The following is a 22,244-nucleotide window of genomic DNA, read 5'->3' on the forward strand; positions in this document are numbered from 1 at the left end:
AAACCACAGAGGATTTTGACAGCCAAAAAAAAAATATCTTTTTATTGTTTTTTATCAATCTAAACCAAAGAAACCTCCTTGACTAGAATCCGTAAACCACAGCTAAAAGCACTTGAGTGGCAGAACTAGTTGGAGCCAAATTCGAATCAACGAACATAACATCATCCGAATTATTATCAAATCTAAACTCTGGAATAATAGTCAAACCGCTTACTTTATAGTTACCTGACAAAGTAAAAGCTGTTACATCCGTATCTAAAGAACCTTCTTTCGATTTAAAATATTCCGCACGTAATCCCAAAGCAAAAGCATCAGTAAGAGCATAAGAAGGATAAATAGCCGCTCCAGTATAACCTACATCTCCCTCATTTGAAAAATCAGCAACGTTTAAACCTAATTTGAATTTTTTAGAAAGCTGGAATGTTGCAGTCAAATCCACAATAGTACCGCTTACTGAACCATCCATGAAATTAAGGTAAGCACTAACTCCTTCTGTTGCAAAAGACAATTGGCCTCCTACTGCATTCAAACCTTTTACTGGATCGGCTTTATAAGAATTCCAAGAATCATTAAACACTCCTAGCATTGCCCCAAATTTGTCTGATATTTTATAATTTGCTTTAACACCCGCATTTTGGAATGGGCCGTTGGTAAACAAATAGGAAGTTGAATAGGCGAAATTACCTAATGGAGAAATCACCTCATAACCAATAAAAGTTCCCATATAACCAGCTGTAAAACTAAACTTATCTGAAACTGCATAAGTCGCATATAAATTTTGAATATGGAATGAATTTACATCAGTTCCGTCGCCGTTTGGTATTGATTGATATTGCCCTCTTGGCCCAAAAGAAACTTCACCAACAAAAGACACTTTCTTTATACTTTTCTTAAAAGCAATATCTAGCATCCCCAAAGAAACTGAATTCTGATCTGTTCCAAAGCTTGTTTTAATATTTTGTGTTTTTGCAAAATCATACTTATAATATAAATCTCCAGAACCTGTAATCTCTAATGGTGTAGATTCTGGTGCATCTTGTGCAAATGAAATACTCGTCGTTAAGGCTAACACTAAAACTGCTAATACTTTTTTCATGTTTTAATTTTTTTTAATTAGTAATCGATGAATGGCTTTCCAGCCAAATGTTGGTTATTTTTTTCTTTCTTAATAGCGAAATTATTAACTTTTCGTTAACATAAAAACTTTTTTAAAAGTTTCTGAAAAGAATTATTAATATCCGAAAATCATCACTAAAATATAATCAAATTACGTTTTTTTTGAACTTATTTTACAAATTCAATAATCAGTGTTTTTACAAATATACCCGTTTAAATTCACAGTATAAAATTGTTTTTAAATGCAAAAATAGCATTTTAATCCCTGAAAAATAAATTTAAAAAATTTAACCCCTATAAAAAACAGGGTTGTTCTGAAAAATATAATTTTACAGTCAAATATTTTATACAAAAATCAAAACAACGTTTTTATCATTTGAACTGAACAAAAAATCTTTAAACTCATTATCAAATGGCTTAAGGATTTCAGAAAAAAACATTTCAGAAAAAAAGCACTTAAGCAAGACTGCATGCTCTTCTATCCATTGCTCCCAGCAGATATTTAAAAACAGAAATAACAATACACATTAATCTTAAATAGTGCAAATTTTTTGATTTTTGAGTAAGAAAATAACACAAAATCAATTAAAACCGAAATAATATTAAAATACATGATTATTATTTTTGTATATTTAGTTTTCTAATTAACATAACCAGCTCAATATGACACGAAAAGCTAACATCCAAGACTTAGATCAATTAACAAATCTATTTGATCAATATGTTGTTTTTTACAAAGGTCCCTCCAACTATGAAAAACACCATGCCTTTCTAAAGGAAAGATTAGAAAATAATGAAGCCACAGTTTTTGTTGCCAGTGATGATGAAAATCCTGATAAAATTATTGGTTTTGCGCTCATATACGTCACTTTTTCTTCATTGGCACTCAATAAAATAGTAATCCTAAACGATCTTTTTGTAGATCCTTCGGCACGAAAAAAAGGAATAGGCGAAAAATTAATTTCACAAACGGAAGCATTTGCTAAAGAGATCGGTTCTCATACCATCCGTTTAAGAACGGCTAAAAGCAATAATGTTGCCCAAAAATTATATCATAAAATGGGCTTTGTAAGAGAGGACTATCTTTACAGCTATGATCTCACTGTCTCATAATTACAGCTTACAATACTGACCAAAGAGCAAATTATAGTCCCGTAAAGAATTTCGACAATTTTCATAACTGCCACAAGCCGCTGCAAGACTAGTGATAATAGAAAAAATGAAAAACCATCTAAACAAAAATGAGGGCTTTCTCTATCGAAAGCCCTCATTTTTTTGCTTAAAAAAACAAATCTAACCACTAACATTGTTTTGAAATACTTTGATAATTATTTCATAGATTTTTTCTTTATCCAAAGGTTTTGTAATATAGCCTGAAAACCCGGCTTTCATTATTCTTTCTTTCACTTCAGATGAAGAATGAGCTGTTTGAGCAATTACAATTAAATCAGGATTATCTTTTTTAATCATTTCAAAAGCCTCGTAACCATCCAAAACAGGCATTTTAATATCCATAAAAATCAAATCTATTGCTGGATTTGATCTGCTGATATCTACTACTTCCTGACCATTCCTTGCTCTTAAAACGATGTGTCCTTTTAATTCTAATATTGTTTTTAATAATAAGAAATTGATATTATCATCTTCAGCCACCAAAATAATTTTGGCATCAGCATTTTTATTTAGGCTTTCTTCATTGACTGCATTGTTTTCAACAATGTATTCTTCGTAAATTAACGGAATAGTAAATTTAAAAACAGATCCGCCTCCATAAACCGACTCAACATTAATTTCTCCTCCAAGCATTTCTACATAAGCCTTGGAAATGGACAAGCCCAATCCTAATCCGCTAAGTGACATTGAATAATCATCTTCGACTCTTCGAAAGCGGTCAAAAACAACTTTCAAATCATTCTTACTGATTCCAATACCTGTATCTTCAACTCTAAATTCTAATAACTGTTCCTCTTTATTTATTGAATAGCCAAACGCAACATGCCCATTATCAGTAAATTTTATTGCATTCGTAAGCAGATTAACAATTATCTGTTTCAGCTTCACCTCATCAGTTAAAATATTATTCTCTAATTTATCGGTGCTTTCGATAATATAAAAATCAATGCTTTTATCATCAGGCACAGTCACCTTTAGCGTATTATAAAGCTCTTTAACACATTTTTCAATATCCAGGCCTTTATAATTAGGAACTATTAATTTGGCATCAATTTTGGACATTTCTATTAAATCTTCAATAATAGACACTAAGCTTTTGCCACTGCTGTTGATGATTTTCAAATATTTCATTTTTAGATCTTCACTTAAATTTTCATTTAAAAGCAAATCTGAAAACCCGATAATAGCATTCATCGGCGTTCTAATTTCATGAGATAAATTAGCAAGGAAAGTCGACTTTAACTTATCGCTTTCTTCGGCTTTCTGTTTGGATTTTTCTAATTGAAATCGATTCCTTCTATGATCTTCAAACAAATTTCCGATGTGACCAAATTCGCCTGGTTCTCTTTTCAGCAGACTAATTGAAATCTCCCTGTCGGTCTCTAAGATATTGGTTACCAAACGCAATGGCCTGTAAACCCATTTTCTGGAATAATAAACCGCAGCTATAAGCCCTACCAATGTAGTAATAACAATGATTAACAATAACTCTTTGGTTCTTTCAAAATTAAGATAAGAAGACCTCTCAAACAATAATTGTCCGACTTCATGATTATTGTAATCTTTGAGTTTTATTAATGAAGTTACTTTTTTATCTCCAATCGTATCGGTAATTACATTATTTAAAAGCCGAACATCAGAACTGCAGATGTCTTCTAAATTTTTAAAATAAGCTTTATCCAATAACCGGGCCATGAACATATATCCAGCTGGTTTTGTTTTTATTTTTCTAGGATCGTTTGAACCATGAATTGTCCCGCCTAGCACTTCGACCACCCCCTCAGGGACTCTCATATAAAACCTGCAACCTTTAGTTTTATATAAATTTTTCATAGCCTGTCTTACTATAAAATCTTTGGATTTAAAATAAGGCTTTGCTACACATGCAATAAACTTTTTATCTAAACCATAAACTGAAATATAATCTACCTCATAAGTAGGAAATTCATTTTTGATATATTTTTTAAACCAAAGTGTATCTTTAGATTTTGTAAAATTGACTAAAGCATCCCAATAGGTAAGATCATTAATGGTAACTATCTGCGTTTTCGAATTAAAATCAAATAATCGGTTAATCTCCGTTTTATACTGATTAGAATTAGCTTTGAAAACATCATTTTCCTGCTGTACTGTATATAAATAAAGAGAAAGAAACAACAATATAAAGAGCGAACAAATACTAATGATTAACAGTACCAATTTAAAATAAGTCGTTAATTTTAATGTTAATTTCATATAGTTAATATCAATGTAGTCAGTCCAATGTGGCCAAAAAAGAGGCGCAATATACTTCTTTTTAGAACACAAAAAAAAACCAACTCATTGAAAAGTTGGTTTTTATGTTTTTTTCAAATCTAATTCTTACTATTGTATTTTCGTAGTAATTCCTTTGTTTTTAAACCTGATTCATTAAGATCTTCATTCTTCCAGTTGCCATCGGAATTGGCTGATTTTTTTAACATGGAACAAGTTTCAACCTTATCAGAAACAGACCAAACTATCCAGCTCAGTTTTTTCCCCTCCATCCAGTCGATATATTCCTGCCATGCAGCATAATTCATAGGACCATCTCCTGAAGCTTCCATTCCTGCAGATTCAGAGATAAAAATTGGCAAGCCGTTTTTAATAGCTTCATCCGTTCTGTCCCTAAGCTCTTTTTGATGCGTTGCTGCATAAAAATGCATGGTGTACATCAAATTATCATAGCCTTTTATAGGATCCTGAGCAGGCAGATGAACATCCTGATCCCATTTTGGACATCCTACTAAAATAATATTATCCGGATCATTTGCTCTAATGACTTTAATCACCTCTTCGGCATACATTTTTACTTCCTGCCAAGTTTCGTAGTCGGGCTCATTAAAAACCTCGTAGATTACATTTGGATACTTCCCATATTTCTTGGAGATTTTATCAAAATACTCTTTGGCTTCTTTCAAATTAACATTATGGCTGTGCCAATCTATTATGACATAAATATCGGATTTGATTGCTCCTTTAATAACAGATTCTATTTTTTCTTTGGAAAATTCAGGTTCTTTTACATAAGCATGCTCTCCTATTTCGATACCCATTGCTGCACGGACAATGTTGCAGTTGAAATCTTTTTTTAACCAGTCCACCGCCTTTTCATTATAAAATCTGGGCCACATACTATGCCAGCCAAAGCTTACGCCTCTTAAAACAATTGGAGTTTGATTTTTATCGACCAGCTGTGTACCTTTCACACTAAGCTGTCCGTGCTTTTTGACGAATTGCGCGTTTGCCATGCTACAGCTCAGTGCAAGCAGCAGCAAAATAATTTTAGATTTATAGTTCATGTTTATATATTTTTTTCTCCTGAAAAACCAGGAGGATATTTTATTTGATTGCGGTTTAATATATTTTAAAACCTGAGTTTCTACTGTTAATTTTGGAATAGAAATATTTGGTTGTTTTTATCAAAATTTAGCCACTTGACAATATGACCGTTGTAAGAGCATCATTATCTTCGTTTACTAAATTTTATAACTCTTTCTATTCTTGGCCGATTGTAACGCTGAAGGAAAATTGGATACAGGTTTAGTAGAACATTTAATGCCAGCAACCACAAAGATTTGAGAATTCCCAACTTGAATGCCACAAAAACATTAAATCCTAGGACTATAAAAAAGATAATTATGTGCCCTAATTCATCTTGTTTTGTTCGATAATGCAGATGTATTAAAGCTTTGGCATTCTTTTCTACTGGTTTAGATTTTTTATTCAGTTTTTCCCAACCAGTCCAAACCAATAGTTTCCTGTAAAAATTTATTCCTAAAGACTCATATATTTTTCCTCTCCGTTCCCATTCCCTTTCATTAAAGTAAGGAGAATTAAACTGGCTTTTTAGCGCTTGAGTAAAAGCAAGCACACCTATCATCAAAAGGAAGTTCAGAGTCCAGGCGAACGAAAAACCATCCATTCTAATATAACAAACCAAACCACAAATTGAGCCAATTGTAATTATTGCTATTAAAAATAAAATTAAGGTTTTTCTCATTGGTTATTTTCGTTTGGGTTATAGAATGTTATATAACTCGATGTTGGCCATTTCAGAAGATGATTTTAATGCAATAATGTTCAATCATTTATGTTTCTCGTGTTTTGTAATTGGCTATAATTCGTTAATAGACCTGATAAATTTATTCCAATCTATGCTAACTTAAGTAGATCGGCAAATACCAAATTGCATGTTTTCTCAAATATAGAAATTTAAAGTTATAATTCTGCAAAGTATGAAACCTAACCGGTTTTTAATTAAGGAATCAACCGCAGCGTAATTACATCGTGAGAGGCAATATCGGCAGTGAAATTCTTTTTGGTAGTTCCTGCTTCTTTGTTTTTCCAAAGATCTTTGATTTTGAAGATTGTTTTATTAAAATCTGTTTCAAAGCCAAAGTCAGGATCTTTGATTGGATTTTTTTTCCAATCGTAATTGATTTTTTTAGGGGCTTCAGTTCTGTTCAAGAAAGTAACTGCCCAATTCCCGTCGGACAAAGGTTTTACCCAAACTTCCAGTCCATCCTCGGCAGAAAGCTTGAATCCTTGGATTCCTAATTTATCCTGGTTTACTGCTATAAGTTCTTTGTTGGTTAGAATCGCCAATGTTTCTTTGGACATTTTTCTGAAATCATTTCCAGCAATCAAAGGAGAAGCCATCATACACCACATGGCAAAATGAGTTTTATCCTCGGTGTTGGTCATTCCGTCTCCTACTTCCATCATATCAAAATCGTTCCAATGGTCTGGGCCTGAAAATTTACGGATTTCTTTGCGCATTTCGGCAATTTTCATAAATCCCCATGACGACCAATTTCCTTCTTCGTGGTGGAACTCGCAATCAAAACATGGATAAATATCTCCCGAAATTCTCCAAAGATTTCCTATTGGTTTTCCCCAATCCCAAGGTTTGTTATCACCCCATTCACAAAGACTGAAAACGATGGGTCTTCCAGCTGTTTTTAACGCGTTGCTCATTGTTGCATACGCTTCTGGGGCGTTGATTCCTGCGGTGTTGCACCAATCGTATTTTAAGAAATCTATTCCTAAATTGGCATAAAAACGGGCATCTTGGTACTCATAACCTCGTGTGCCCGGGTAACCTGCACAAGTGTGCGTTCCGGCGCAATTGTACAAACCAAACTTTAATCCCTTTGAGTGTACATAATCGATTAAGGATTTCATTCCGCTTGGGAATTTTATTGGATCTGGAACTAAATTTCCATCGGCATCACGGTTTTTGGCCATCCAGCCATCGTCGAGAACAATATAGTTGTATCCTGCAGCTGCCATTCCAGTAGAAACCATAATATCGGCGGTTTCTTTTACGAGTTTTTCGTCAATGTTGGTCTCGAAAGTGTTCCAAGAGTTCCAACCCATTGGCGGGGTCATGGCTAAGCCTTCAAATTTTCCGGTTCCTTGTTTGTAAACATTTCCTTGTGAGAAACCTTGAAATGCTATACTGCTTAAAAATAAGCTGAGAAGTATTTTTTTCATTTTTTATATTGTTTTCTTTTTTGTTATTGACTTTTTTAAAATATTGTCACGCAGATCTTCCAGATTTTCTTAAAAAACGGAATGATCTTATTTTGCACAATTTGCGTGAGGGATGGCAGTGGAGCTCTTTTTATAACTGGCTTTTTTACCAGTTATAAAAAAGCGGGAACGTACAGCCCGACCCTTGTGGTCACGCCCAAAATTTATTAATTATGAACAGTATTTATTTTTATTTCGGCTTTTTTGAGTCCGTTACTGGTTGCGGTCAACGTAATTTCGCCCGCTTCACCAGTGGTTTGAATGATAACTTGAGCCAAGCCGTTAAATAATTTGCGCTTGTAATTTTCGGCTTTGGTAATAATCTGAATCGTTCCCGGGTTTTGATTCACCACATCCCATTTATATTTTTTTAATAAAGGCTGGGCAATCACTGCGATGGTGTTTTTCCCCGAATGCAGTATTTTTTTGTCCAGGACAAATGAATCTCCCTTTTTGTTTTCAGGAATTTCATTGCTGATTTTATGTCCATTGATAAAAATGGATTGTTTTTTTCCGAGACTATTGTAAAACAAACTAATTGCCGTTTCGTTATAGTTAGCTGGCAATTCGAACTCGGTTCTGTAAACGACTGCTTTTACTTTTTTGCCAAAAATAGTATCTCTATCGTCTGTAAAGGCTTTTTGCCAAGATTCGTCAGCAACATTTTCTTGAGTTACTTCTGAAACATTGAAATCGGCTACTATTTTTTCTTTTAGGTTTTCAATATTCAAAACAGTGTTTGTCTCTAAATATTGATCGGGTTCAAGTGAAGTTGGATTTCCGTTTCCAACACCGATAATTTTTCCTGGACCTGTGATTGAAAAGGTTACTTCATTATCCGCAATTGGTACAAAGAGTCCCGATTTATCTTTGGTACTGACCGTAATCATTGCAATATCATTTTTGGCAACCTCAATACTATTTTTATCGGATGCTAAATTTAAAACGACAGCTGCACCAGTAGTTTTCACGACATCGGTTATGATTTTCTTTCCGTTTTTGTATCCGATTGCCTCAAGCGTTCCGGGAGCATAATTGACATTCCATTCGAGATGTCCGTCTTTTTCCATTGTTTTTTTGCCTAAACTTTTCTTGTTTAAAAAAAGCTCAACTTCGTCACAATTACTGTACGCCCAAACTTCAATATTTTGATTCTCCATTCCAGCCCAGTTCCAATGCGGTAAAAGATGCAAAACTGGTTCATTTTGCCACCACGCTTTCAAGTACCACGCGGTATCTTTATAAAACCCGCATTGATCTACCATTCCGAAATAAGAACCTACAGAAGGATATTCGAATGGAGTTGGCTCCCCGCGATAATCAAATCCTGTCCAAACAAACATTCCAGACAGATACGGGCGGGAATTATAATGTTTCCAACCGTTTTCTATACTGATAAAACTGGAACTTGGCGCTTTGTCATAAGCCGGCATAATGTGTTTTTGATTGTCGCGATAATACTCGCCCCGAGTGGCATTAGTGCTTCCTTCTTCGGTTCCCCAAATGGATTGATTTGGGAATAATTTATGCTGTTCATCAGTGTTTTTATTCACGATATAATTAATTCCCAGCAGATCCATCACCGTTGTAATTCCGTTACTGCCAATACCTCCGCTAAAAGCGGCAGTTGCAGGTCTGGAAGCATCTATAGATTTCACATAGGACTGCATGGAACTGGCAATTCGAGCGCCTACAATATCATTTTCTATTCCCCATTCTTCGTTTCCGATGCTCCAACTAATAACTGAGGGATGGTTTCTATCACGTTCAATCATTTTTTTCACATCATCCAATTGGATTTGGGTACTTCCCATCAAACGATTTTCGTCAATAACCAGCATTCCTAAACGGTCACAAGCTTCAAGCAATTCTGGAGTTGGCGGATTATGAGAACAGCGATAGGCATTGCTCCCAAAGGATTTTAAGGTTTTGATTCTGAAATCCTGTAAAGCATCTGGCATGGCGGCTCCAACTCCAGCATGGTCCTGATGATTGTTTGTTCCTTTTATTTTGACATGTTTTTCGTTAAGAAAAAAACCTTCATTGGCATCAAAACGGATAGTTCGGATTCCGAAAGAAGTCTGGAAAGTATCCACTAATTTATCCTCTTCATAAACCGAAGTAATCATTTTATACAAATAAGGATTTTCAAGCGACCAAAGTGTAGCATTCTGTACACTTAAATCTGCAGAAAAATCTTTTGTTTCTCTTGGGTTTAAAGTACAGGTATTGATTGTTTTTTCGGAAACGCTTTTCCCAGTTGCATCCAAAACCTTTTGGTTAATTTCGAATGATTTTGAAGTCTTGCCTTCGTTTGTAACTGTTACTAATGCATTAATGGCTGTTGTATTATCCTTTGTTTTCGTTTGCACAAAAGTGCCGTTATCCGGTACATGAAGTTCATTGGTTTTATTAAGCCAAACATGACGATAGATTCCCGCTCCTTCATAAAACCAGCCTTCTTCCATAGTCGCATCAACACGAACGGCGATTGTATTTTCTCCTCCATAATTAATATAATCAGTGATATCATATTCAAAACCCAAATAACCGCTGTCGTGATTTCCTAAATAATGACCGTTTACCCAAACAACCGAATTGCGAAAAACACCATCAAATGCGATATGAATTCGGCGACCTAAATCACTCTCGGGAATGGTTATTTTTTTGCGGTACCAGCCGATGCTTTTGTCTGGAAAATTTCGCCCAATGGTTTTGAATCCGTGGCTAAAACTAGCTTCATTACTAAAGCCTTGTTCTGCAGCCCAATCATGAGGAAGATCCAGCTTTCGCCAAGAGCGGTCATCAAAAGAAGCATTGGATGCACCATCACCAAAACCCGCTTTGGCCAAATAGGAAAAATAAGCCGTTCCTGTATTATAATCTTTCTTGGTATCGGATGGATGACCAAAAGCAAATTTCCAATCTTTGTCTAACGAAATATGTTCTCTAGGAGAAGTATTCAAAGCTGATTGTGAAAAAACAGGAAAGCTAAAAGAAATCAGTACTAAAAAAAGTGATGTTTTAAAATTTTTCATTAACATTTATAAAAGGTTTGTCAAAAGTTTAATTCTCAAAAATAATGAATAGAAGTCAAGTATATTGATACTTTTTTTTCATAATCCATTTAAAAAAGGCACAATAGAGAATTAGAGTATTTCAAATTTAAGCTAACAAAAACTGTTGTAAAAAAAATATTCCCTAATTTTTACACCAGGGAATATTTTAACTAACTCAAAATAATAATTTTATTTTAATACAAATCCCATCTCATCCATTAATATGGTATTACCTCCAAAATTACCGGATTCTTGAAATGTCAATTGATCAAAAGTTGTAGGATTTCCTATTTCTGAAAAAGGAATCTCAATAGTGGTCCAATTTGAATTTATCGATTTTACTATTTGATAAGCCCATCCTCCAAAAACAAATTTTAACTTTGCATCAGGGTTTTCAGAGATACTTTTAATTTTAACTCTAAATGCTTTATATTTTGAAACATCTCTAGAATTAAACTTCAAATCTGCACCATCCCAACCTCCAAAAACGATTTTTAAAGATGCATTGCCTTGCGCTTTATCTACAGTATAATTTGTATTAAACTCATTACCACTCCAAGTCCAATGTCCTGCGTCACCTTGTATTGCATCGTCATAAAGTGCCGCACCAACTGCCAGAGCAGAAGCTGCAGTACCTGTAATGTTAGAAACAGTCACTAATTTATCAGCAGAATTGGCTGGCATCTTAAACTTAATCTCTGTCAATGTAGAAGAAATTATAGTAGCTTGCTGTGTTCCAACTGTTACAACAGGATTTAAAAAATACTTTCCATCGATTGTAACTACATCTCCTGTTGCGGCATTTATTGAATTGAACCAATTAAAAGTTGGAGGTGGCGGCGCAGTGACAAAGTCATAAAGAACAGTGCCATAACTGGTAACTACTTTCAATTTATTAGAAGCATTAGCATAAGGCGTATTTTCATCAATCAATATAACTATATCTGTATCAGTTACAAAAGTTGGTCTAAAATAAGTGTCATAATCATTAAAGTATACTTTCTGTGTTGTAAGCAATCCTGTACCATGAATAATGTAATAACTTTTAGGATCTCCCTTAGTAACTGGAGCCAAAGGCAAAACATTACCATCTTTAGTATAACCTGATGGCATTACCGATTCTATAACTGGAGGTCCAGCACTATCTGAAGTATTAGCATCATCGGAGCATGAACTAAAAAGCATTAAAGATAACATCAATGCAATACATGCTGTTAACGTAACAATTTTTATATTTTTCATATTTTTCATTTTGAAATTATTTAAAAGTATACGGAGCTACTTCTGTCAATTTTGGATTTTTAATCAAATCATCTGCTGGATAAGGCAATAAAAGACTTGTAGCAGTGATTACAATATGTTTTGGAGCATCTTTATCACCTCTGTCCTGAGCCTCTAATATTGCTTTAGCTTTTGCAAATGGTAAACGTCCCAGATCAAAATAGTAATCTCCTTCACAAGCTAATTCTGCACGTCTTTCTCTAAATACATCATCAAAAGTAATTGATGTTTTTATTGGCAAACCAGCTCTTTTACGAACTGCATTATACGATTTAAGTGCCAATGCATCTGTAGTGCTTCCTGTTTGTGAACCAATAACAGCCTCTGCATGAATCAATAATAACTCTGCATAACGCATTTGATAAGTGTTCATACTGCTTTCGCCATTAAAAGGCTTGTTAAACTTCCCTGTAACCGGTAAATTTTCTTTTCCTATTACGTATTTTTTTAATCCTGCTCCAGAATTTTGAACTCCATTAAGTGTAGGATTAGCTGTTTTTCCATCAGGTAAAGTTGCTGATAATGCATCAAATGTATATCCCAAAATATAAGGAGCATCAACAGTAAGATCTTTAGCATAAGTTAAATTTGGATAATAATCACCCGTAAGCATAAATGTCTCTTTTCTTCTTCGGTCTCCATTCTCAAAACCGTTCTTAATTAAATCCTGTGATGGTGCAATCTGAGCAGAATAAGTAGTTTCTACTAATCTATTTTCTGGAGCGAATGTTGTATTAGAGAAGTTACCATCAAAATAAGTTGCTGTCCCTGTCCATTGCCATGCAAAGATTGACTCTTCATTATTATTGTTCATTTGCAAAAATAAATCAGCAAAAGATTTTGAAGGCAATTCATCTCCACCTAATAATTTAAACTCTCCACTATTAATTACTTCCAGTGCTTTAGCTTTAGCTAGGTCATATTTTTTCTCATATAAATATACTTTTGCTAGAAAAGCCTTAGCAGAACCGCTTGATACATGCGCATTAGCAGAATAGTTGGACCCTCTAACTTTAGTATGCAAATTTGCTTCAGCAAATTTTAAATCATTTTCAATAAATTTATAAACATCTGCAACTGGATTACTTGGAGTGACAAAATTCGCAGAATAATCAGCAGTGTTTTCAATAATAGGCACATTACCCCATAATCTCACTAAGAAAAAATAAGAAAAGGCTCTGATAAAATGTGCTTCTCCTAGTGCATTATTTAATGCTTCTTTACTAACTTCTGGACCAACACCTGTAGGCAAACCATTGATAAAGGCATTAGAATTTGCAATAGCACCATAACATGATCTCCATGAATCTGAAATATATGATGCCGTATTGGTAAAACTCAAATCGGTAAATTTACCAAAATCATTATACGGAGCGGCATACATATTACCCGAAATCACATCAGTAATACCATAATAACCCGCTTTGTTCATATTAAACCACACTAGACCATATAATCCATTAGCGGCATTATCTAATTTCAAATCTGAGTCATAATAGTTCGTTAAAGTAGGTGTTCCCTGTGCTGGCACATCTATAAAATCCTGAGAACAAGAAGATGAAACCAATAACATTAATGTCATGGCAACAACACTGCTTCTTTTTATTATATTTTTCATATTAATATGTATTAAAATTCAACATTAAAACCAAAAGTTATCTGTCTAGGCGTAGGATAACGTCCATTATCAATACCAGATAATAATGCATCTTGGTTATAAGAACCTACTTCAGGATCATAACCTTTGTATTTGGTAAAAGTATATAGGTTTTGCGCAGAGGCATAAAATCTCAATCTTGATAATTTAATTTTAGAAATAATATCAGAAGGTAAAGAATATCCTAAAGTTACATTTTGAATTCTCAAATAAGATCCATCCTCAATAAAACGAGACGATACCGCATTATTTATATGATCATAAGCTGAAGGTCTTGGTAAAGCAGCATCTAAATTATCAGCTGAATAAAAATCTGCCGCATCAGTTAAATAATTTGTTCCAACACCATTGTTCATTGTACCAGATGCACGGGTTAAATTCATTAATTTATTCCCGGCAGTTCCTTGAAGGAAAATAGACAAATCAACATTTTTATATTTAAAATTATTAGTAAATCCGTAAGTTAATTTTGGATTTGGATTTCCAATCGGAACTAAATCTTTCGAATCGATAATACCATCATCATTTACATCTTTGTAAATTACATCTCCTTTTTGAAAATTTGGCAATAACGAATTTGTTCCATTTTTCAAAGGCACTTTAGTACCGCCATTATTATGTCCATAAGTTAATAAATCATCATCTGTTCTATAAATGCCTTCAGCCTGATAACCTACAAATGACCCTATTGGCAAACCTTCCATTGTTCTAGAAACTGTAACTGTACTATAAGCAAGCGTATTCATTGTTTTAACAATGTTTAATCCAGCCATATCAGTTACCTCATTTACATACTTAGATAAATTCAAACTAGCATTCCATGAAAAGTTTTCAGAAAAGTTATGAGAATAACCAAGTGCAACCTCAATTCCTCTATTTTGCATGCTTCCAAGATTAAAATATGGAGGATTTACGCCACCTTCATAATCTCCACCACCAGAAAGGAAGTTTGGCAAAGGAACTTGATACAAGAAGTTTTTAGAAACTTTATTATAAACATCCACAGAAGCGGTAAGTTTAGAATCAAACATTGTAAAATCTAAACCTAAATTAGTTTGCTCCTGAGTTTCCCATTTTAAATTTGCATTATTCGTGTTTGACGGTAAATAAGAATTCCCCATTGAGCTATTAACCAAATGTAAGTTAGAATCATATAAATTATTAGGAATTTGATTGTTACCAGTTTGTCCCCAACCAAATCTAAATTTTATATTATCAACATACTTTTTAGTACCTTCCATGAAGGTCTCATTAGAAAGTTTCCAAGAAGCCCCAAATGAACCAAAAACGCCCCATTTTTTACCTATGTCAAACTTTGAAGATCCATCTGCTCTAACTGCTCCAGAAATCCCATATTTATCTGCATAATCATAAACAACCCTTCCTAAATAAGAAGATAATGTTTGTACTCCTTCGTATGGACTGCTTATGATTGCTTTGGACAAATCAGAATAAGCCAATTCATGATGACTATTGTCTTTAAAACCAGTAGCATTAATAGAATACCCTTCCCAATGCGCTCTATTAGATTCTTGTACTGCCAAAACTGTAAAATTGTGTTTGCCAATAGTATTTCTATAGGTAAGCATGTTTTTTAAGTTCCATGAGTTACCTGAAGATGGATTATAATATAAATTAGCATAGCTTTTTACAGCATTCCCTAAAGAATACATTGGGTCATAATTCTGTCCTAAGTTGTCATAGATATATCCACCCGCCTCAAAACGATAATCCAATCCTTTGAACAAATCAATTTGAGTATAAAAATTTCCAGAATAATTTTTTCTAACCAATGTATTAGATCCTAATAAAGAAGTTGCTACAGGGTTTACAAATGAAGTTGCTCCTCCTGCCGGCGGCCCTGCAAAAGATCCTGACAATTCCCTAACTGCAACATCCGGAGTCGATAATAAAGAAGTAGCAACAACTCCATTAAACTGACCATTTAAAGTTAATTTTTCATCTGTTATTGACCCACTAACATTAGCACCTACTTTTATAAACTTATTAAGTTTGGCATCAATATTAGATCTAAAATTATATCGTTTGAAACCTGATTCAATTACAATACCTTCTTGGTTTAATGCACCTCCAGATATATAATAATTCACGCCGTCTTTTCCTCCCGAAAAAGATAATTGATTCGATTTCATAATCCCTGTTTGATAAATTTCTTTCTGCCAGTCTGTACCTTTCCCTAAAAACTCTGGATGAGCAAATTCAGGTCGAAGGCCAATACCATATACAGCTGCTAAAGCATTTTGATGAGCTGCATATTGCTGCAAATTCATAGAAGGCAATTGTTTAGGTAAATTACTGATAGAATAAGAATTCTCAAAAGTTAATTTCCCTGTTCCTTTTTTACCGCTTTTTGTAGTTACAATAACAACACCATTTGCACCGCGTGAACCATAAATAGCAGTAGCAGAAGCATCCTTAAGAATATCAATTGATTCTATATCACTAGGATTAATCAGTGATAAAGGGCTATATGTAATATTTCCTGCATTAGAAAAATTAGAATTTCCAGATGCATTTCTTCCAGATGTAGATGAATTTCTGGCATCTCCAGAAATTGGCACTCCATCGATTACATACAAAGGCTCATTTGTTCCTGTTAAAGATGATGCCCCTCTAATTTTTACGGAAACATTTCCTCCTGGCTCACCAGAATTATTATTTACAACAACACCAGCGGCTTTACCTTGCATCATTTGATCAAAAGAAGCGACTTTTATATTTTCGATATCTTTTGAGCTAATACTGGAAATAGAACTGTTTACATCTTTTCTTTTTACAGTTCCATAACCAATTACTACTACATCCTTTAAATCTTCAGCACTAGATTTTAAGATTACGTTTATAGTTGTTCTCCCGTCAACAGCAATTTTTTGCGTATTAAATCCAATAAAAGAGAACGACAATGTAGCATTTGAAGGAGCATCTACAGCGAATTTCCCATCAAAGTCAGTTGAAACTGATTTTCCCGAACCTACAACTGTAATATTTACTCCAGGAATAGTAATCCCTTTATCATCTTTTACAATTCCTTGCACTTTAGTTTGTGCCGCAATGTAATTGCATGATAACAATAAAAACAAAATCAAAGGAATCGTTCTGTGATTGACTTTCCAATGAATTAAATTAGACAATAGTTTTTTCATAATAAAAATTTGTTAGTTAAGTTCGATAATTCCCTAAAGGGTTATTCGGCAATTATCTTTGGTATTAATAAATATGATTTATAATTAACAAATTTATAACAGTAGTTAACATCAAATTAATATTATTATATCATTTAATGATAATATATTTTCAAAATGAAAAATATAATTACATATAATAAAAATTAGACAGTATTTTTTTATGTAATTACTATTTAAACCTTAAAATATGAGTGATATATATAATTACCAAAAACAAAAAGCGCTTTGAAGCAATACATCAAAGCGCTTTCCTAACAGAAGATCGCAAACTTGTTACAAAATTCGTTTTAATCCCGAAAAATCGTCACGATATTGACTTGGAGTACATTTTTTAAACGCTTTAAAACTTCTATTAAAATTTGCAATATTATTAAACCCAGATTTGAACGCAACCTCAGATATACTAAGGTCTTTCTCTACTAACCACCTAGCCGCATAACCAATCCGGATGTCATTAATATAATTGACAAACGTCTTACCGGTACGCTTTTTTATGAATCGATTAAAAGAAATGGTAGTCATACTAGCCACACCTGCAACTTCTTCCAATGATAATTTCTCAGCAAAATTCTTTTGAATATAATCATAGATTAATTTCATTTTATCATACTCCTCAAAAGTATCACTTTCAACAGTAAACGTAGACAAAAGCCTTTGATTACGTGAGTTTGCGAGATCATAAAGTATAGATATAATTTCAAGAAAATAATCCATCCCATCCAGCTTGGATATCTTTATTATTCGAGAAGTGAGCATTTGGGCTACTTGTTTTGAAAATAAAATACCATGTACAGACCGGTTAAACATCTCCTTTATAGGTGTCATAATCCGTCTGGACAGCAAAAATTCATGAAAAAGATCATTATGAAATTGAATTGTTATTTCGTGAATATCTTTATTTTTACACTTATATTGTTCCCAGCCATGATACAAATTAGGCCCTACCAATACCAGCTCAACATCGTCAATCTCTTCTATATTGTCGCCTACCACGCGTTTAACCCCTTTTCCGTTCAATATAAAATTGATCTCAAATTCGGGATGATAATGCACTGGATAGTCAAATTCATCTTTAACTCTATCAAAAACCAAAAAGCTATCTTGAGCTGCAAGTGGCACTATTTCTCTTTGAAAACTTTTAAAATTGCTCATAATTTGTTTTTTTATTTGCAATAATAAGATATAAAATTGATAAAATAATATTAATTCAAAAGATGTTATTACTTTATCTTTKAAAAATGAATTTATGTATTTGAATGTAAAAATATCCTTAAAAAATATAAATCATTTTAAAACCATATTTTTTTTAACATTCTATCAAAAAATTAATATAAATATAAAATCACAGCTTTCAAAACACAACTCTTTAATACTTAATTCATACTGATTGAACTTTGATTAAAACTATCCAAAACCTTATAATATAAATTATGGCAAAAACAAACTACATACTGTCTTTTTTATTCACTTTCAGTATATTTTGCTCATCTCAATCTCAGAACAATGATACTAAATTATCATTATCTGACAAGAAAGCAACAAAAAACACTATTCTATTATACCAAAACTTATACAAAACAGCCAATAAAGGAATCCTTTTTGGTCATCAGGATGATTTGGCGTATGGCGTAAACTGGAAATATGAAGAAGGACGAAGTGATGTTAAAGACGTCGTTGGAGATTATCCTGCCGTTTACGGATGGGATTTGGGCGGTCTTGAAAACAAATCAGACAAAAACATCGACGGCATTCCTTTTGACAAAATGAGGCAATACATCATTGACGGTTACAAAAGAGGCGGTGTTATCACCCTCAGCTGGCATTCGAACAATCCTCTAACTGGAGGAAATGCATGGGACACAACTCCAAAATCATTGGCTTCGGCTTTACCGGGAGGCGTAAGCCATGAAAAATTCAAAACTTGGCTGGATGAAGCAGTAAAATACATTTTAACATTAAAGGATGATAAAGGAAATTTAATTCCAATATTATACCGTCCTTATCATGAACTTACCGGAACTTGGTTTTGGTGGTGCAAAAACAACGGAAGCCCGGAAGAGTTTAAAAAACTTTGGAAATTTACTATTGATTATTTTCAGAAAAAAGGGGTTCATAATTTAATTTATGTGTACAACACCGCTGATTTTACTTCTAAAGAAGATTTTCTGCAATACTATCCAGGGTCCGAATACGTTGATGTTTTAAGTTTTGACAAATACATTTTTAATGACCCTCTGAAAGACAATTCCTTTGTAGAAAACTGCCAAAAACAATTTGGAATAATAGATCAAATTGCCAAAGAGCAACACAAAATTATTGCTTTTGCCGAAACAGGTTATGAAGCTATTCCTTATGACAAATGGTGGACAGACACTTTAATGAAGGCAATGGGAGCGTATAAAATATCGTATGTACTGGTTTGGAGAAATCACGGCTGGCAGGAAAAAGAACAAAAAATGCATTATTATGCTCCGTTCAAAGGACAAGTCAGTGAAAAAAATTTTGTGCAATTTTACAATCTGGACAACATTCTTTTTGAAAGAGATGCGGCCAAAATAAATTTATATAAAAAATAACCCCCATAAAATGGAAGAAAAAATTAAATTGAAAGAAAAAATCGGTTACGGATTAGGAGATGCCGCTTCCTCAATGTTCTGGAAAATTTTCAGCATGTATCTAATGTTTTTTTACACAGATGTATTTGGAATAGCGCCTGCTGTAGTTGGAACTATGTTCTTAATTACCCGTATCTGGGATTCCTGCTTTGATCCTTTGGTAGGTATTATTGCAGACCGTACCAAAAGCCGTTGGGGAAAATTCAGGCCTTATTTATTGTGGACAGCAATTCCTTTTGCAATAATCGGAGTACTTACTTTTTACACACCTGATTTTGACGAAAAAGGAAAAATAATCTATGCATACGTTACTTATTCCTTAATGATGATGATCTATTCGGTAATTAATGTACCATATGCATCCTTGCTTGGCGTAATGTCTGGTGACCGTAAAGAACGCACCACTCTATCCTCATATCGCATGGTTTTTGCCTTTGGCGGCAGTTTACTGGCACTTTGGTTAATAGAACCTTTGGTTAATCATTTTGGAGGAAGCTTAAATTCTAAAACAGGCTGGTTATATACCATCATTGTTTTTGGAATGATCACTACAATTTTCTTTTGGGGTTGCTTTTTCCTTACTAAAGAAAGAGTACAGCCTATAAATGGTGAAAAACCTAACTTAAAAGAAGATTTAAATGATCTCCTTAAAAACAGACCTTGGTGGATTTTATTGGGTGCAGGAATCGGAGCGTTGATATTCAATTCCATCCGTGATGGAGCCGCTGTTTATTATTTTAAATATTACGTAAGCAGTACTGTAAGCTACAGCTTCAGCATTCTGGGAGAGAATTTTGCAATGACTCCTACAACACTTTACTTAGTGTTTGGCCAAGCCGCTAACATCATTGGTGTTATTATAGCTACACCTATTGCAAATAAAATCGGAAAAAAGAAAACCTTTTTTGGTGCAATGACCCTTGCCTCAATATTAAGTATCATTTTTTATTATTTAGGAAAAGAAGATATACTGCTTATCATGGTTTTCCAAGTACTTATCAGTATTTGTGCAGGCTGTATTTTCCCATTAATCTGGTCTATGTATGCTGATAGTGCCGATTACTCTGAATGGAAACAAGGAAGAAGAGCGACAGGACTTATTTTCTCAGCTTCTTCCATGTCACAAAAATTTGGATGGACAATTGGCGGTGCTGCCACAGGATGGCTTTTGGGATACTTTGGTTTCCAAGCCAATGTCGCACAAACACTAACTGCACAGACTGGAATACAATTAATGCTGAGTATTCTTCCTGCAATTGCTGCAGCTATTTCAGTACTTTTTATCATTTTCTATCCACTATCCGAAGAGAAACTGCAGGCTATTGAAGACGACCTTAATGACAAACGAAATATCAATAAATAATATACGAATTAGAACATTCAATTATGAGCACAACAGTAATAAAAGCCGATTCAAAACATATAAAAATCGAACTTGAAAAACAATTTAATACGCTAATACAAACAAAAAACCAGCCACAAGACGGCATTGGAAACGGCATATACACTCGTTATAAAAACCCTGTTTTAACAGCTGCGCATACACCGCTGGAATGGAGATTTGATTTTAATCCAAATACAAATCCGTTATTCTTGGAAAGAATTCAAATAAACGCAACCTTCAATGCCGGAGCCATGAAATGGAATGACAGTTACGTCCTGGCAGCACGTGTTGAAGGAGCCGACAGAAAATCATTTTTTGCCATTGCCGAAAGCCCAAACGGAGTAGATAATTTCAAATTCTGGGACAAACCTTGCGTTATTCCTCAAACTGAAGAGCCAGACACCAATGTGTATGACATGCGTTTAATAAACCATGAAGACGGATGGATTTATGGTATTTTCTGTACCGAAAGAAAAGATCCGTCTGCACCAAAAGGCGATACAAGTACTGCCATTGCAAATGCAGGAATTGTTCGTACCAAAGATTTAATCAATTGGGAAAGATTACCAGATTTAGTATCAAATACCGGGCAACAGCGCAATGTGGTATTGCATCCAGAATTTATAGATGGAAAATATGCTTTATACACCCGCCCTCAAGATGGCTTTATTGATGTAGGAAACGGTGGCGGAATTGGGCTTGGCTATGTAGAAGACATGACCAATCCAATCGTAAAAGAAGAAAAAATCATATATGGAAAACAATACCACACAGTATATGAATTAAAAAACGGACTTGGGCCAGCACCAATCAAAACCGAAAAAGGATGGCTGCACTTGGCTCACGGTGTGCGTAACACCGCCGCAGGTTTGCGCTATACCTTATACATGTTCATGACGGATTTGAATGATATAGCAAAAGTTATTCATGCTCCCGCCGGCCATTTTATGGGGCCAGAAGGTACAGAAAGAGTTGGAGATGTCTCTAATGTTTTATTTTCTAATGGATGGATTGAAGATAAAGACGGTACTGTTTACATCTACTATGCTTCTTCTGACACTAGAATGCACGTAGCAGTTTCTTCAGTAGAAAGATTGGTGGATTATGTTATCAATACTCCCGAAGATACTTTGACTTCTGCAGGTTCAGTAAATACCATCATCAATCAAGTGAATAGAAACAAAGAAATTTCATAAT

At 34.0% G+C, this 22,244-nt stretch carries 14 protein-coding genes; 4 read left to right on the forward strand and 10 right to left on the reverse strand.

Annotated features, from left to right (window positions below):
• Positions 1 to 82: 82 nt before the first annotated feature.
• Positions 83 to 1,096 carry an outer membrane beta-barrel protein gene (locus AC1DVP_RS08305; RefSeq protein WP_477183026.1) on the reverse strand — a complete coding sequence of 338 codons (1,014 nt, stop codon included), beginning with the start codon at positions 1,094 to 1,096 and terminating at the stop codon, positions 83 to 85.
• A 683-nt stretch (positions 1,097 to 1,779) separates the two neighbouring features.
• Here AC1DVP_RS08305 and AC1DVP_RS08310 point away from each other — a divergent pair.
• On the forward strand, positions 1,780 to 2,229 hold the full coding sequence (locus AC1DVP_RS08310) for an N-acetyltransferase family protein (RefSeq protein WP_477183027.1): 450 nt from the start codon (positions 1,780 to 1,782) through the stop codon (positions 2,227 to 2,229).
• Positions 2,230 to 2,409: 180 nt separating this feature from the next.
• On the opposite strand, the gene AC1DVP_RS08315 is transcribed toward AC1DVP_RS08310, so the two are convergent.
• The 9 genes from AC1DVP_RS08315 to AC1DVP_RS08355 all read right to left on the reverse strand — a co-directional run bounded on the left by AC1DVP_RS08315 (position 2,410) and on the right by AC1DVP_RS08355 (position 18,200).
• A complete protein-coding gene (locus AC1DVP_RS08315; protein WP_477183028.1) occupies positions 2,410 to 4,524 on the reverse strand; it encodes an ATP-binding protein in 2,115 nt (704 codons plus the stop codon).
• 119 nt (positions 4,525 to 4,643) lie between these two features.
• A complete protein-coding gene (locus AC1DVP_RS08320; RefSeq protein WP_477183029.1) occupies positions 4,644 to 5,609 on the reverse strand; it encodes a glycoside hydrolase family 5 protein in 966 nt (321 codons plus the stop codon).
• 164 nt (positions 5,610 to 5,773) lie between these two features.
• Entirely contained in the window at positions 5,774 to 6,310 is a 537-nt protein-coding gene (locus tag AC1DVP_RS08325; protein WP_477183030.1) for a glycosyl-4,4'-diaponeurosporenoate acyltransferase CrtO family protein, read from the reverse strand.
• 257 nt (positions 6,311 to 6,567) lie between these two features.
• Positions 6,568 to 7,806 (reverse strand): glycoside hydrolase family 27 protein, encoded by a 1,239-nt coding sequence (locus AC1DVP_RS08330; RefSeq protein ID WP_477183031.1) that lies wholly within the window; start codon positions 7,804 to 7,806, stop codon positions 6,568 to 6,570.
• Between the two features lie 206 nt (positions 7,807 to 8,012).
• On the reverse strand, positions 8,013 to 10,883 hold the full coding sequence (galA, locus tag AC1DVP_RS08335; RefSeq protein ID WP_477183032.1) for a beta-galactosidase GalA: 2,871 nt from the start codon (positions 10,881 to 10,883) through the stop codon (positions 8,013 to 8,015).
• 210 nt (positions 10,884 to 11,093) lie between these two features.
• Positions 11,094 to 12,146, reverse strand: a complete 1,053-nt coding sequence (locus AC1DVP_RS08340; RefSeq protein WP_477183033.1) for an IPT/TIG domain-containing protein — start codon at positions 12,144 to 12,146, stop codon at positions 11,094 to 11,096.
• A 16-nt stretch (positions 12,147 to 12,162) separates the two neighbouring features.
• Positions 12,163 to 13,803 carry a RagB/SusD family nutrient uptake outer membrane protein gene (locus AC1DVP_RS08345; RefSeq protein ID WP_477183034.1) on the reverse strand — a complete coding sequence of 547 codons (1,641 nt, stop codon included), beginning with the start codon at positions 13,801 to 13,803 and terminating at the stop codon, positions 12,163 to 12,165.
• A gap of 11 nt (positions 13,804 to 13,814) precedes the next feature.
• The gene (locus tag AC1DVP_RS08350) at positions 13,815 to 17,006 is read right to left on the reverse strand and encodes a SusC/RagA family TonB-linked outer membrane protein (RefSeq protein ID WP_477183035.1); all 3,192 of its coding nucleotides are present in this window, start codon (positions 17,004 to 17,006) and stop codon (positions 13,815 to 13,817) included.
• Between the two features lie 315 nt (positions 17,007 to 17,321).
• The gene (locus tag AC1DVP_RS08355; RefSeq protein WP_477183036.1) at positions 17,322 to 18,200 is read right to left on the reverse strand and encodes a helix-turn-helix domain-containing protein; all 879 of its coding nucleotides are present in this window, start codon (positions 18,198 to 18,200) and stop codon (positions 17,322 to 17,324) included.
• 278 nt (positions 18,201 to 18,478) lie between these two features.
• Between AC1DVP_RS08355 and AC1DVP_RS08360 the strand changes: the two genes are divergently transcribed.
• The 3 genes from AC1DVP_RS08360 to AC1DVP_RS08370 are packed head-to-tail and all read left to right on the forward strand — an operon-like array spanning position 18,479 to position 22,243.
• Positions 18,479 to 19,624, forward strand: a complete 1,146-nt coding sequence (locus AC1DVP_RS08360; protein WP_477183037.1) for a glycoside hydrolase family 26 protein — start codon at positions 18,479 to 18,481, stop codon at positions 19,622 to 19,624.
• A gap of 10 nt (positions 19,625 to 19,634) precedes the next feature.
• Complete coding sequence (locus AC1DVP_RS08365; RefSeq protein ID WP_477183038.1) at positions 19,635 to 21,026, forward strand: MFS transporter; 1,392 nt, start codon at positions 19,635 to 19,637, stop codon at positions 21,024 to 21,026.
• A 23-nt stretch (positions 21,027 to 21,049) separates the two neighbouring features.
• The gene (locus AC1DVP_RS08370) at positions 21,050 to 22,243 is read left to right on the forward strand and encodes a glycoside hydrolase family 130 protein (protein ID WP_477183039.1); all 1,194 of its coding nucleotides are present in this window, start codon (positions 21,050 to 21,052) and stop codon (positions 22,241 to 22,243) included.
• Position 22,244 lies beyond the last annotated feature (1 nt).

Source organism: Flavobacterium sp. P3_A6, from assembly GCF_056403035.1.

Excerpts from the sequence above, each read along its gene's own strand:
- AC1DVP_RS08305 (WP_477183026.1), bottom strand. The coding sequence starts at position 1,096 with ATGAAAAAAGTATTAGCAGTTTTAGTGTTAGCCTTAACGACGAGTATT.
- AC1DVP_RS08310 (WP_477183027.1), top strand. The coding sequence starts at position 1,780 with ATGACACGAAAAGCTAACATCCAAGACTTAGATCAATTAACAAATCTA.
- AC1DVP_RS08315 (WP_477183028.1), bottom strand. The coding sequence starts at position 4,524 with ATGAAATTAACATTAAAATTAACGACTTATTTTAAATTGGTACTGTTA.
- AC1DVP_RS08320 (WP_477183029.1), bottom strand. The coding sequence starts at position 5,609 with ATGAACTATAAATCTAAAATTATTTTGCTGCTGCTTGCACTGAGCTGT.
- AC1DVP_RS08325 (WP_477183030.1), bottom strand. The coding sequence starts at position 6,310 with ATGAGAAAAACCTTAATTTTATTTTTAATAGCAATAATTACAATTGGC.
- AC1DVP_RS08330 (WP_477183031.1), bottom strand. The coding sequence starts at position 7,806 with ATGAAAAAAATACTTCTCAGCTTATTTTTAAGCAGTATAGCATTTCAA.
- galA (WP_477183032.1), bottom strand. The coding sequence starts at position 10,883 with ATGAAAAATTTTAAAACATCACTTTTTTTAGTACTGATTTCTTTTAGC.
- AC1DVP_RS08340 (WP_477183033.1), bottom strand. The coding sequence starts at position 12,146 with ATGAAAAATATAAAAATTGTTACGTTAACAGCATGTATTGCATTGATG.
- AC1DVP_RS08345 (WP_477183034.1), bottom strand. The coding sequence starts at position 13,803 with ATGAAAAATATAATAAAAAGAAGCAGTGTTGTTGCCATGACATTAATG.
- AC1DVP_RS08350 (WP_477183035.1), bottom strand. The coding sequence starts at position 17,006 with ATGAAAAAACTATTGTCTAATTTAATTCATTGGAAAGTCAATCACAGA.
- AC1DVP_RS08355 (WP_477183036.1), bottom strand. The coding sequence starts at position 18,200 with ATGAGCAATTTTAAAAGTTTTCAAAGAGAAATAGTGCCACTTGCAGCT.
- AC1DVP_RS08360 (WP_477183037.1), top strand. The coding sequence starts at position 18,479 with ATGGCAAAAACAAACTACATACTGTCTTTTTTATTCACTTTCAGTATA.
- AC1DVP_RS08365 (WP_477183038.1), top strand. The coding sequence starts at position 19,635 with ATGGAAGAAAAAATTAAATTGAAAGAAAAAATCGGTTACGGATTAGGA.
- AC1DVP_RS08370 (WP_477183039.1), top strand. The coding sequence starts at position 21,050 with ATGAGCACAACAGTAATAAAAGCCGATTCAAAACATATAAAAATCGAA.